General features: G+C 36.6%; 12 protein-coding genes and 2 tRNA genes. 9 read left to right on the top strand and 5 right to left on the bottom strand.

All coding sequences use genetic code 11. The features are described 5' to 3' along the window. Positions 1-219 precede the first annotated feature (219 nt). Both ND855_RS13380 and ND855_RS13375 read right to left on the bottom strand, forming a co-directional pair. A tRNA-Tyr gene (locus tag ND855_RS13380) sits at positions 220-301 on the bottom strand. A gap of 12 nt (positions 302-313) precedes the next feature. Beyond that, positions 314-388, bottom strand: a tRNA-Thr gene (locus ND855_RS13375). An 84-nt stretch (positions 389-472) separates the two neighbouring features. Between ND855_RS13375 and ND855_RS13370 the strand changes: the two genes are divergently transcribed. From ND855_RS13370 to ND855_RS13355, 4 genes are read left to right on the top strand one after another with little or no spacing between them, the layout of a single operon-like run. Next, on the top strand, positions 473-862 hold the full coding sequence (locus ND855_RS13370) for a hypothetical protein (RefSeq protein WP_265358734.1): 390 nt from the start codon (positions 473-475) through the stop codon (positions 860-862). Positions 863-871: 9 nt separating this feature from the next. Then, a complete protein-coding gene (locus ND855_RS13365) occupies positions 872-1,684 on the top strand; it encodes a transketolase (protein ID WP_100715657.1) in 813 nt (270 codons plus the stop codon). 48 nt (positions 1,685-1,732) lie between these two features. Then, positions 1,733-2,626: a transglutaminase-like domain-containing protein gene (locus ND855_RS13360; protein WP_135594013.1), complete on the top strand. Its 894-nt coding sequence runs from the start codon at positions 1,733-1,735 to the stop codon at positions 2,624-2,626. A gap of 3 nt (positions 2,627-2,629) precedes the next feature. Then, positions 2,630-3,583, top strand: coding sequence for a polyprenyl synthetase family protein (locus ND855_RS13355; protein WP_265358733.1), 954 nt, complete (start codon positions 2,630-2,632; stop codon positions 3,581-3,583). A gap of 8 nt (positions 3,584-3,591) precedes the next feature. Here ND855_RS13355 and ND855_RS13350 read toward each other — a convergent pair whose 3' ends face one another. Further along, positions 3,592-5,775 (bottom strand): ATP-binding protein, encoded by a 2,184-nt coding sequence (locus ND855_RS13350; RefSeq protein WP_265358732.1) that lies wholly within the window; start codon positions 5,773-5,775, stop codon positions 3,592-3,594. Between the two features lie 17 nt (positions 5,776-5,792). Beyond that, entirely contained in the window at positions 5,793-6,506 is a 714-nt protein-coding gene (locus tag ND855_RS13345; RefSeq protein WP_265358731.1) for an LIC10920 family plasminogen-binding lipoprotein, read from the bottom strand. Positions 6,507-6,594: 88 nt separating this feature from the next. Between ND855_RS13345 and ND855_RS13340 the strand changes: the two genes are divergently transcribed. From ND855_RS13340 to ND855_RS13325, 4 genes are read left to right on the top strand one after another with little or no spacing between them, the layout of a single operon-like run. After that, on the top strand, positions 6,595-8,409 hold the full coding sequence (locus ND855_RS13340) for a chloride channel protein (RefSeq protein ID WP_265358730.1): 1,815 nt from the start codon (positions 6,595-6,597) through the stop codon (positions 8,407-8,409). Continuing rightward, the gene (locus tag ND855_RS13335; protein ID WP_265358729.1) at positions 8,406-8,990 is read left to right on the top strand and encodes an ATP-dependent zinc protease family protein; all 585 of its coding nucleotides are present in this window, start codon (positions 8,406-8,408) and stop codon (positions 8,988-8,990) included. The genes ND855_RS13340 and ND855_RS13335 overlap by 4 nt, the downstream gene beginning before the upstream one ends. A gap of 1 nt (position 8,991) precedes the next feature. After that, the gene (locus ND855_RS13330) at positions 8,992-10,578 is read left to right on the top strand and encodes a 7TM domain-containing protein (protein WP_265358728.1); all 1,587 of its coding nucleotides are present in this window, start codon (positions 8,992-8,994) and stop codon (positions 10,576-10,578) included. Then, positions 10,575-11,528 (top strand): alpha-L-glutamate ligase-like protein, encoded by a 954-nt coding sequence (locus tag ND855_RS13325; protein WP_265358727.1) that lies wholly within the window; start codon positions 10,575-10,577, stop codon positions 11,526-11,528. Before ND855_RS13330 ends, ND855_RS13325 begins: the two co-directional genes overlap by 4 nt. Here the strand turns inward: ND855_RS13325 and ND855_RS13320 are convergent. Continuing rightward, positions 11,525-12,037 carry a DUF6580 family putative transport protein gene (locus ND855_RS13320; protein WP_265358726.1) on the bottom strand — a complete coding sequence of 171 codons (513 nt, stop codon included), beginning with the start codon at positions 12,035-12,037 and terminating at the stop codon, positions 11,525-11,527. The genes ND855_RS13325 and ND855_RS13320 overlap by 4 nt on opposite strands. An 84-nt stretch (positions 12,038-12,121) precedes the next feature. On the opposite strand from ND855_RS13320, the gene mazG reads away from it, so the two are divergent. After that, entirely contained in the window at positions 12,122-12,973 is an 852-nt protein-coding gene (mazG, locus tag ND855_RS13315) for a nucleoside triphosphate pyrophosphohydrolase (RefSeq protein ID WP_265358725.1), read from the top strand. Positions 12,974-13,001 lie beyond the last annotated feature (28 nt).

Genomic DNA, 13,001 nt, shown 5'->3' with positions numbered 1-13,001 from the left:
TGGGAATTGATTTGTGGTAATAGAGACTTGATTGGGCAGGGAAGGTTCGCCCACCCTTCACTCCGCCATCCTGGCTACGTTCGCGCGGGCCCGTCACCGCTCGCTTTTCCGCATCCATGCGGAAACTTCTCCCTATGGGTCGAAGTCGCTCGGGTTCTATTCGAATCCTTCAATTAGTTGTTAGTTGGGGATTTTGTTCCGTTGAAACGAAACTTAGTTTGGGCAGGGAAGGATTCGAACCTTCGAAGGTAAAACCAGCAGATTTACAGTCTGCCCTCGTTGGCCACTTGAGTACCTACCCGAAGAAGTTGCATGGAGCCGCCTGAGGGATTTGAACCTCCGACCGGCTGTTTACAAAACAGCTGCTCTACCACTGAGCTAAGGCGGCATGCATATCCAATTTTTGTGAAAAGCTGTTAAGGTCAAATAAAAATTCTTTGAGTGGCAATGGATTCTTACAGAATGACCCTAGATGGCACTGTTTTTTGTGAATTCTTTAATGACCCTATCCATTTTGGGATTTTATACTGGTTATTTTTTTAGGAAAGTTGACATTACAAAACATCGAATTGCAAATTTGATTGGAATTGGTTCAAATTTAACAGCTGCGGTTTATTTATTGTGTATCAAATATTTGTTAGGTGGTATATCTGAGTTTCAGATTTATCCAACTGCACCTGATTTTGTCATTCATACCCATCGTTTTTTTGCAGCCATCAGCCTTGTTTTGATGCTTGTCATGGGTTTCACAGGGTGGAAAAGAAATCGAAATTTGCATGTAAAATTGCATTACATCTTTTTGCCTTTGTACACGATTGTTTATATCTCCGGTCTGTTTTTATTTCAATCAAAACCGCTTTAAGGAATGTTCATGGAAAAAATTGAAGTCGCAAAGAAATTTGCAAATGATATCCGAATCCAAGTAATCAAAATGGTTACGGCAGCTAATTCTGGTCACCCAGGTGGACCACTTGGACTTGCTGATATCTACGCTGCCCTTTATACTTCAATACTCAACCATGACCCCAAAAATCCAGAATGGTCAGAACGAGACCGTTTGATTTTATCCAATGGACACGTTTGTGCAGTTCGTTATGCTGCCATGGGACTTTCTGGTTACTTTCCAGTGGAAGACCTATTGACATTCCGAAACATCAACTCTTATTTACAAGGACACCCTTCTACTCGTTATATGAAGGGAATTGAATCTAGTTCTGGTTCCCTTGGACAAGGTCTCTCCGTTTCCGTTGGGCTTGCACTTGGTGCAAAGTTAAAGAAAGAGACATATAAAATTTATACATGTATATCTGATGGTGAATGTGGTGAAGGTATGACTTGGGAAGCTGCCCAATCTGCAGTTCATTTTAAAACCGATAACCTCATTGCGTTTATGGATCGTAACTACATTCAAATTGATGGTAACACAGAAGAAGTAATGAAGTTAGAACCATTGGATAAAAAATTTGAGATGTTTGGTTGGAATGTGATCAATGCAGACGGACATAATATGGAAGAAATTTTCTCTGCATTTGCAAAAGCGAAACAACATACTGGTGGACCAACACTCATTGTCTTTAGAACCATTTTAGGTAAAGGTGTTTCTTATATGGAAAACAATCCTAAGTGGCATGGTACTCCACCAAATAAAGAACAAGAAGCACAAGCTCTTGCAGAATTAGCTTAAACTTTTTGTTTCGATTGACTTTTTCATTTTAATCAAGATAGTTTTTGCATGGGACAAAACTCCTTTCCTGATTTTTACCCGGATGATATCACTCGTTTATTGTATGATTGGGAAGTAGCTCCTGCAGAAAAAAAACGTTTTATCTTAAAATTGATCGCTTCGCGTATTCCTTGGCAAATTCAATTGGAGTCTGCCTTGGATGAAGTGAAAGATCCTTATCTTCGTGTCCAAGCTAGAAATCTAAAATCAGAAATTTTACGCCATCGATTAAGACATTCTTTCTTCAAACTCACGTTACGTGGGAATACAAATCATTATAAAGATTTGGAAGAGATGGTTGTTCAACTTTCAAGTATTGGTTTTCCTGATCAAAATTATGCAGAAATCAAACATGAATTAGATCGAATTGCTCTTCGTATTTCTGAGTTATATGATGATCATTCAGGTTATCTAACAGATGAACTCAAAGTCCAAATTCTTTGTCAGGTGATGTTCCAAGAAGAAGGATTTGTTGGAAATATCCAAAATTATAATGATCCAGGAAATTCCTATTTATTCCAAGTAATCAAAAGTCGTTTGGGAATTCCAATTTCATTGTCTGTTGTATACCTTCTTGTTGCTCAACGTCTTGGTTTGCCTTTATACGGCACCAATTTACCATTACATTTTCTTTTGCAATACGAATCAGATGGATATTTCACATACATCGATCCCTTTCATGGTGGGGTTTTATTAGATAAATTTACCTGTGAGAAATTTTTGGAAGCAAATGGATATTCCAATTCACCAAAATATTTCACAAAGGCATCTACACTATCTATGATCAAACGTATGTGCCGAAATTTACTCCACATTTATAGAGATAATCAGACCAAAGAAATGGAAAATATGATTAAGGATCATCTTCAGATTCTCGAAAGTCGATCCACACATGTTGAATAACAGATGAAGTCTAAATTCAATATCCAATCTGTATTATCAAAATTTGATAAAAATTTAGATAATATCATTCATGAAGACATTCCTATTCTCAAAAAGATAAAAAAACAGGTAATTACTTCTGGTGGGAAAAGGATTCGACCTTTTGCTCATTATCTTTTTTGCCAATTTTTGAAAGTAAAGGATGTTAGTTGGTTGGATGTGGGAAGTGTAGCCGAACTCATCCATGCTGCTAGTTTACTTCATGATGATGTTGTTGATAATGCCCCAATCCGAAGGGGGAAACCTACGATTGGTGCAAGTTTCGGAAACAAAACAGCCATCCTTGCAGGTGATTATTTATTGGCATGTGGAATCAGCCGACTCAATTCCCTTGGAAATTCAGAACTCATGGAAATTTTTTCCCAAGTGCTTCGTGATTTATCAGTGAGTGAACTCCTGCAAATGGAATGGGAAAAAAATCCTAAAATCACTCTTAAGATTTATGACCAAATCATTTATGGAAAAACAGCTTCATTATTTGGTGTCTGCACTGAATCTGCGGCAATCTTGGCTAACAAATCAAAATCAGAGAGAAAACAGTTCCGCCAATTTGGTGTTAGACTAGGAAAGTTATTCCAAAAAAAAGATGATTGTCTCGATTATTTTGAAGATTCAAAAACAAGTGGGAAAGAGTTTTTAAAAGACTTTAAAAACGGACTTTTTACGTATCCAGTTTTATTATTACGATCAAAACTTAGTATCATTGAAAAATCTAAATTGAATCGGATGTTTCAAAAAGAATTTCGGGATGAAAATGATGAGAAAACTATCCTAAACTTAATGAATTCAAAAAATATTCCAAACATTCTTCATAAAGAATTGGAATCCGAAAAAAATGACTTATTGCTTTTTTTAAACCAATTCCCTAAAACAGAAGAAAGGGAACTATTCATCGAACAATTAAATCGACTAACTTAAATAAAATTTCATTCTGTTTCATTCGGGTCTATCAGTTCGATCACAGGAAGCAAAATGGAAAAACAAGTTCTGCCTGGCTCTGATTCTAAAGTAATGGATCCATTGTGTTTTTCAATGATGGATTTGGTGATTCCAAGACCCATACCAGTTCCTTCCCCTTGTTGTTTGGTTGTAAAAAAAGGTTCAAATATCTTTTTTTGAATTTCGATCGGAATCCCAGGACCGTTATCGATCACTTTCACTTCGACATGTTTCCCTTTTTTTTCAGAACTAATGGTAAGATTGCCTTTTTGTTTCATGGCTTCTAATGCATTTAAAATTAAATTTGTCCAAACACGCATTAGGTCCTCGGGCCATCCAAGTAGAGTTGCATCTGTTAAAAATATTTTTTTTAAGGAAACTTTACTTCTCATTCGGTATTGGTAAATTGTAATTACGGTTTCAATGTTTTCAAGTAGAGTGAAAATTTTTCTATGTTCTGAATGAGTGATTCTTGAAAAGTTTTTAAGAGCTAGAATGATTTTTGAAGAACGGTCAACTGCAATCTGAATGATTGATAAGTGGAGTCGAAAGTTTTTTTCATCTAAAATTAAATCGGTAAGTTTTTCTTTTCCTTTTTTTAATAATAAAATTTGGTCTTCTTCAAGTTTTGTGATCCCGACATCCAAAAACTTTTCTAAAGTTGCTTCGTCATAATCCAAATCATTATCTTTTAGTGTTTTTTTGAGATCAGATTTTTTTTCCTTACGTTCTGTATAACTAGCTAATAATCCAAAGTCGGATTGGTATCGGAAAAGTTGTTTTAAAGTATTGATTTCTGGTGTTGATAGACTATCATAAATGTTTTCCTTGGAACCGAGTTGACTTGTTTCGTTTTGTTTGGATTCCATTAGAGTTTCGATTGAGGCTTTGATGGCACTCAGCGGGTTATTAATTTCGTGGGCAACCCCTGCTACTAGTTTTCCGAGTTCAGTCATTTTTTCTGATAGGGCTAGTTGGTTTTCGGTTTGGCTTAATTGTAAGATAGTAGATTCTAATTTTTCTTTTTGTAATTGAAGTTCTTTTGTTCTCTCCGAAACCATAAACTCCAGTTCTTCATTAACTTTTGTTACGGTTTGTTCTTTGATGATCCTGGTTTGAATTTGAAATTTTGAAATGACAATCGTAAAGATAGTCATTTGAATAGCGGCACCAATTTCATTTGCGGAACTTAAGAAAGGGAAAGAAGGAAGATAACCAGTGTTAGTAAAAATTAGAAGTATTGTGCTGATTTGTCTTACGAGGAAGGCAAAAAATAGAACATTGGCATGTTCCTTTTTTTTGATCAAGCAGTATATCGAATAACCAAAAGTTGTAGTCGATAACATAAAACTGTTGGTGTAAATAAACCGAAAATAGAGTTGAAGGTCTATGATTGCTAAAATGATAGAAGCCAACATTAAATATAGATAAAGTTTTACATATTTATCAAAATTTGGATGTTCCTTTTTTATCTGCAAAAACTCTCTTAGGAATAAAACAAAACCAATTGGACTTAAAGACAATAATCCCGGAACATAACGAAAAAACCATTCCAAATTACTGAATCCATATTCATAAAACAACCCAGATCGCAAAACATTCGTGAATAGAATTGTTGATATTGCAAATGTCAATAGTAGAGAGATTTTTTCTCTGAGTAAAACATACTGGGCGGCAGTGAACAGACATAAGAGGATACAGAGTCCAAGGTAGAGTCCTTGCCATAAGGATAAAGACTTTGTATATTGAAATAACTCTGATTCTTTTCGAATATGAAAATTGATTCGATGGGTATCATCTGATTGGATGCGAAATCGATATAATCCTTTTTCTTTCGCTGGGAATAAAAATCCGCCTGTATAGGAAACCTCAGGTAGTTTTTTTCGAAACAAACCAGTTTGGAATTTTTTTATTTTTTTGTTATTTTGGTAAATCTCACAATCAATCTCAGATAACATCCCATTCTCAAAATGAATGTAACGAGTTGGATCTTCTTCTAATTGGATTTCGTAATAATGGCTTTCTTTGGTGAATCCAAAGTAGTAAATGGATTGTTGCGAAAGATTGGTGGAAGGAGTATTGAGATTGGTTCCAAGATGGATCAAATGGAATTCCCCTTCCGCAAAGAGCAGAAAAGGAAAACATAAAAAACTTAAAACAAAACGAAACAAACCAGAGTATAGTTTATTTACTGTGGAACAATATTAGGAGCGTTACATTTAATGGTTCCGGATATGATCACTGATTTTGCATCTTCACTTGTGTTTTGTACGATACAAGTTCGGTTATCAGAAGTAAAACATCTAGATGTAGTTGTGACAGAAGTACAGTTTACGCCATCAGTTGTATAACATTGGAGTAGAATGGTCGCAGTATTTGTAGCTGTTGTTGAATACGTACCATTGAGACGAATTTCAATATTAAAAAAAGATATCTGCTGAACGTTTTGAATGGAGGTATCAATGTTGATCCCTTGGTTAAACCACTTCACCGTTCCTTGTGTGCCTTGGACTGTTTTTCCAAATAATCCACCCGCGAGGATAAATCCTTGCTGAGGGTCAATGTTGCCTTGGATTTGAGTACTGTCGTATTGAAATCTGATATTTAAAGTTTCTTTGGTTTTAAAAATTAACTGTGAAATCACAGAGAAACGAGTGTTATTTGTGCTGGATCCAGTTGAACCAGTGGTTCCCGTGGTTGTCCCCGTTGTAGTACCTGTTGTTGAAGTGGCAGGAGATGCTTGTCCACAACTTGTTGTTACACTCGTGTCTACTTCTCCATTGAAAGGGTATAAAGCAGGGGTACTATCATCTAAGATGCTGAGAGCTGCATTATTATCATTTTTGAGGCATCCCCAAAAAAAAGGAACAAGAACCAATAGAATTGAGATCAGTCGGAGCATACCATCCAATCGTCCCAGGAATTCCGAATTGGGTCAAGAGGATTCAGAATTTCCTTGGGAAAATTGGTGGAAATTCTAAGGTTGGCAAATGAGGTTTCCCATCGGTCTAAGTTCTGTGTTTTCGATCCAGGGACCACGTTCGATTTATGTCTATTCCCTACTCATTGGCTTACTTTCAGGTTTTGGAGCCTATGGATTCAACTGGGCACTCACTTGGACAGAATCCTTTACCTTTGGGAATTTGATTGGGTATGACCCAGGGACACCTGCCGGGGATTTGCATTTCCACTCTGTCGAGAAAGTAGGGGAAATTTCCGCTCTTTGGATTCTGTTTTTGCCTGCCATTGGTGGTCTCCTTGTTGGTATCATTACCAGCTTTTTCTGTCCAGAGGCACAAGGAGGAGGGACAGATTCACTCATCCATGCTTTCCATTTTAATGAAGGAAAAATTAGCACCAAAGTCCCTTTTTATAAAGCACTAGCCACCATACTTACGTTAGGCTCAGGTGGTTCAGGGGGGAAAGAAGGACCAACTGCTCAGATTGGGGCTGGTTTTGGATCGAGTTTAGCAAACCTTTTGGGTGCAGGTGCCAGAGCAAGGCGAACACTGATGTTAGCTGGAACAGCTGGCGGACTTGGAGCCATTTTCCGAGCACCGTTAGGTGGTGCCATCACAGCGGTTGAGATGGTATACCAAGAAGATATTGAAAGTGATTCACTTGTACCTTGTATTCTTTCATCCGTAACTGCTTATCTTACTTACACGAGTATCGCGGGAAGTGGTTCAATCTTTTCTGTTAAAGAATATAGTTTAAATGATTACCGTCATATTCCCCTCTACATTGTTCTTGGACTTTTGTGTTATGTTGTGGGTTATTTTTTTGTTAAGGTATACCATTGGGTACAGGATATATTTTCCAAACTCCCTTTACCAAATTTTTTAAAGCCTGCGTTTGGTGGACTCATCGTGGGATGTATCGCTTTATTATTTCCTGAGGTGTTAGGTTCTGGATTTGGACTCATCCAAAGGATGATCAATGGAGAAGTATTAACCTCAACTAGTTTTGGTTTTTCTGGACCGTTTTTTTTACTCGCAGTTGCCATCTTTAAAGTTTTTTCCACTTCCCTAACGGTAGGATCAGGAAGTTCCGGAGGATTACTTGGGCCTTCCTTTGCCATAGGAGGTATGTTAGGTGCCTTTGTTGGAACAATGGCAAGCGTATTATTTCCTGAACTCAATATCATCGTTTTCCCGTTTTTACTCGTTGGTATGGGTTCATTTTTTGCAGGTGTTGCAAGAGCTCCGATTGCCGGAATGATCATGGTTTGTGATATGATTGGAAGTTATGAATTACTCCCTGCACTTATGATTGTTGCGATGATTGCTGTGGTTTTATCGCATAAAATTTCGATTTATCGGAATCAAATTAAAAATCGTTTTTTATCTCCTTCTCACCATTGGGATATGAACCAAGATATTATGGATCGGATTCGCATTCAGGACCATTTTACGGAATTCAGAAAGTATGCAATGGTTTCGGAACATCTATCCTTAACTCAATTGCAAACCAATGCTCCTGGTATCCAAGCAAGTGATTTTATACTATTAGGATCCAACGAAGAATATAAGGGAATTGTCTCACTCAGAAAAAATAGAATACTTCCAGAATATGAAGCAGAGCTTAAAAATTTAATCACTTGCGGAGAAATTGTACAGGATGTGCCTCCAGTGTGTCAAAAAGATACATTGGGGAAAGCACTTCGAATCTTATTAGAATATGATGTCGACAAACTTGCTATAGTTGAAGAAAATAGATGTCTAGGATATTTACGTTATATTGATTTATTCAATGCCTATCAAAATGAAGTGAAAAATAAAAATAAAAAATCAAAAGCAGTATGAGTAATTTCAAAAATTCGTTTCATCATAAAATTCTAAAATTCACATCTAATTCTTACCTGATTTGTATTTATATTTTAATGATAACCTTATTTTGCAATTGTTTTGGTACTGGGCAGGTGGTAGAAAAAAAACCAGACCAACATGTGAAACCAATCGTGATTCCTCCTCAATATCTAAAACCAATTGTAGGTAGAGTGGAGTGGGTCGAGTTTCCAAATTGGAAATTGAAACTTAGAGCAAGAATTGATACAGGTGCCCTTTCTTGTTCCATCAATGCTGTGAACATTGAAAGAGTGGTTGAGAATGGTGAAACCTTTATCTTGTTTGATACCTTTGTAAATGAAAAACCAATTCGATTAAAAAGTAAGTTTGTAAAGGAAGCAAAAGTGACTAGTACTTCTGGGGTTTCTGAAAAACGGATCATGATCAGTGAAGTCATCAAAATCGGAAAATACAAAGAAGAAACTATGATCAACTTAAATGATCGCACAAATCTAAATTATCCGATCTTGATTGGTAGGAATTTTTTACGCGGTAAATTTTTAGTGGATGTGTCATTGTCACATCAATTAGGGGATTAACTTGGATCGTAAAACCTATATCACAATTGTAATCCTCATTATCTTACCCATACTTTCTATTTTATATAAGTTAAATGTTGCGGAGTTGTCTCTTTTGCCAGTAGCAGTAGATGATACCGTCAATTTACAAGTTGTTATTTCTCCAAAGGAAAATGTTGCCATCTCTGAAGTTGTATTTCCAATTCCAAAACAATTTGTTCAAGCTAAGGTATTAAAATCGAATACCAAAACCGATGATTTGGATTTTCGCGTACAAAAAAAACAGTATGGACATTTGGGAATCTGGGAAGGGGAGGATTGGAATTCACCTATAGGTTATTATGCAAAAATCAAAATGTTACCTTATGAGAACAAAGATCCCGAACCTGAAATTCCAACTCCATCTAAAAAAACTGTAACAAAAGAACCTTATTATCTTTCATTAAAACAATTTTCTACTGATGAATTGACATTAGCAAAAAAACTTTATGAACAAATTCATCCTTATGATAAAGATAATGTTGCCTCAGCAAAACAAATTTATTATTTTATCTCAGAAGAAATTATCAATTCCTATAAAGACATCACTTTATCTGATACCATTCGATTGAATAGTGGAAATGCTTATACCCAATCCTTACTTTTTTCATTACTGTGTCGTATGAGAGGGATACAAGCACGCACTGTTGCAGGATTTGATTTGAACAAACAATCCGAAAAAGACAACAAAAACAAAATCACATTTTGGAATGAAGTAAGGTTTCATGGGAAATGGTATTTTGTATCCACTTATAAAAGTATCTTTGCAAGTTCGGTAACGGGTTACCTACCACTTTGGAAATCAGTGGAAGAAAAAAGAAATTTAGGTGAAGATCCAGTAACGTTCCGTTATACGGCCTATATTACCAAATCAAATGTAAATCGATATAATTTTAAAGAATATAGTGAAGAGATAGCTTCAAGTAATAGTTTTCTAAGATATTACTCTCTATATAGTTTGCCAACACCATTACAAAACTTGTTTCGATTGGTGATATTAATTCCAATTGGAGCACTTGTGTTGTCCATTGCAAGGAATATGATTGGAATTCCCACATTTGGAATCTTTACTCCTATCTTACTTGCTATGTTTTTTTATGAAACAAATCTATGGTTTGGAATTGGGTTTTTTCTTTTGATGATTGCCCTTGGTTTCTTTGAAAGGTTTGCCCTCGACAAGTTTTACTTACTAGCCGTACCTAGATTGTCTATATTACTCACAATTACTGTTCTTACATTAATACTTTTTTCAATTATCAATGAAGAGATTTCTGTTTTTAACCAAATGAGTGTTACCTTATTTCCGATAGTGATCACTACCATATTTGTAGAAAGATTTTCAATTATGATCATTGAAGAAGGAGTGATGAATACTTTGGTTACTTTGTTAGGAACCTTGGTCATCGCGCTCATCAGTTATATGATATTTTTCTTTGGTTCCTTGCAGATAATATTTTTTACACATCCAGAGTTACTACTCATTGTCATTGCGATTCAAATTTTACTAGGTTTGTATAAAGGCTATCGTATTTCCGAACTCTTTCGATTTAAGGAAATTTTTAAATCGTGATTTCCATTTTCAAAAAATTTGAATCAGCAGGAATTCTTGGAATCAATCGAAGGATCGGCGAATTCATTTTACCAAACAATCCACGTGAGTTTTATCCACTCGTTGACGACAAATGGAAAACTGCAGAACTCACGAGGCAGTTTCACGTTCCCATGCCGAAACATTATGGTGTCATTGATACCTTTGGTGGAATCCAAAAGACAAAAGACTTAGTCAAAGACCATCCTGGATTCGTGGTCAAACCAGCAAATGGTGGGATGGGAAATGGCATTTTAGTCATCACTTCGTCTGAAACATCGGAACACGGGAAAATTTTATACCAGAAATCAGATGGAAAGTTTTTACAAGAAAAGGAATTAAACCATCATATCTCTGGAATTTTATCTGGATTGTATTCCCTTGATGGAAATTCAGATACATGTATTTTACAAGAACGTTTGGAATGCCATCCATTTTTCCAAGAGATTTCATTTCGTGGGATTCCTGATATACGAGTCATTGTATATTTAGGTTATCCTGTTATGGCAATGTTACGTTTGCCAACAAAGGAATCAGGTGGTAGAGCAAACTTACACCAGGGTGCATTGGGTGTTGGAGTAAATTTATCAAATGGTACTCTTACACATTCAGTTTGTAACGACAAACTCATTGAAATCCATCCTGACACAAAACAGACATTAAGCGGTCGTATCATTCCTCATTGGATTTCAATCTTAGAGATGTCTTCGCGGTGTTATGATCTGTCTGGTCTTGGGTATTTGGGTGTAGACATTGTTCTCGATGAAACAAGGGGTCCTTTATTGTTAGAAATGAATGCACGACCTGGGCTTGGGATACAAATTGCAAACCGAATGGGTCTTGTTGGGAGATTAAAATTAGTGGATAGGATTCGAAATTCGGCGGATGGACCAAAGGAACGAGTCCACCGAATCTTGGATGAAATGAACTAGGCTGTTTGTTTTGCTGTTTGGAAAACTGTTCGATTGAGAAGAGCCATTGCTCCGAAAAGAATTCCAGAATACGCGAAATCACCTAAAATTGAGTTTTGAAAAAATGGGATCGCCATCACAAAACATTCTCTGAGACCAGATACATTCAAACTATACATCCCACTTGTTGCCCAAACAGCAAAGTTTGTCACAACAAAGAAAACAACGGAACCAATCAAAGTGTAACCAAATGCTTTTGAAACGGAAGTTTTGATTTGTTTTCCAAACAGAACAGAGAGAACCATAAAACCGTAAACAACTGGCATTAGGTCGTGGAATCCAAGGTATAAATCAGAAACAAACATCGCAAGGATGGGAACCACTAGGGCTAACTTTCTGTCAGTCAAATAAGCACCAGAAAAAAGAGAAACAGCCAAAACAGGCGTAAAATTGGGAGGGTGCGGTAAAATACGACTTAGGACAGTGGCAATCACCATCAGGATGGCAACAGAAACTCGAGATTGGAACATAGGGATAGACTCGTAAAGGGGGGGGGCTTTCGCAAGATAAAATTTGCGTTTGCTTCCTTGGTAGATCGGGAAAAAATACAAAGAGTGAACCCTCCCAATTTTGATTCACCGATCCAAAACCTACTCAAACTTACGAGTGACCTTCGTAGCCCTGAAGGTTGTCCTTGGGACAAAGAACAAACCCATTTGTCTGTTATCCCTCATTTACTAGAAGAAACCTATGAAGTGGTTGATACCATTGAACGTGGTGATGATACCCATTTACGAGAGGAATTAGGAGACTTACTTTTCCAAATCACCTTCCACAGCCAACTGGCAATGGAACGAGGGGCATTTTCATTTGATGATGTTGCAAATGATGTCTTTCAAAAATTGGTGTACCGCCACCCTCATGTGTATGGAAACAAACAAGGAATTGGTTCGGGTGAAGAAGTTCTCACCCAATGGGACCAATTAAAACAAAAAGAAAAAGAGCAAAAAGGAATCGATAGTGCGGATACAAGTATCCTTGCAGGAATTCCGAAAGCACTCCCTGCCATCCAACGATCCGAAAAAATCCAATCTAAAGTCACCAAACATGGATTTGATTGGCCAACAGTATCAGGAGTGTTTCAAAAATTCCAAGAAGAAATTGGTGAATTAGATGTGGAACTCCAAAAACAAGGTTCTCTCCATTCTAAGAAATTAAAACATGATCCACACATTGAAGACGAGTTAGGCGACCTTTTCTTTTTACTAGTGAACTTATCTCGAAAACTCTCCATTGATCCAGAAACTTGCCTTCGCCGTGCCAATGAAAAATTTGAGTCTAGGTTTCGTACTTTGGAAGGACTTGTCGAACAAAATGGAAAAACTGTAAAGGACCATACATTAGAGGAACTGGATCGGTTTTGGGACCAAGCTAAATTGCGATTAAAAGAAGAAAAAACTAAATAGAATCTTAAATGTGGTTTCAAAAATATCT

The sequence above is a fragment of the Leptospira paudalimensis genome, assembly GCF_026151345.1.
Taxonomy (GTDB): domain Bacteria; phylum Spirochaetota; class Leptospiria; order Leptospirales; family Leptospiraceae; genus Leptospira_A; species Leptospira_A paudalimensis.
The sequence above is the reverse complement of the archived record's forward strand: the minus strand, read 5'-3'. Positions and strand labels throughout refer to the sequence as shown.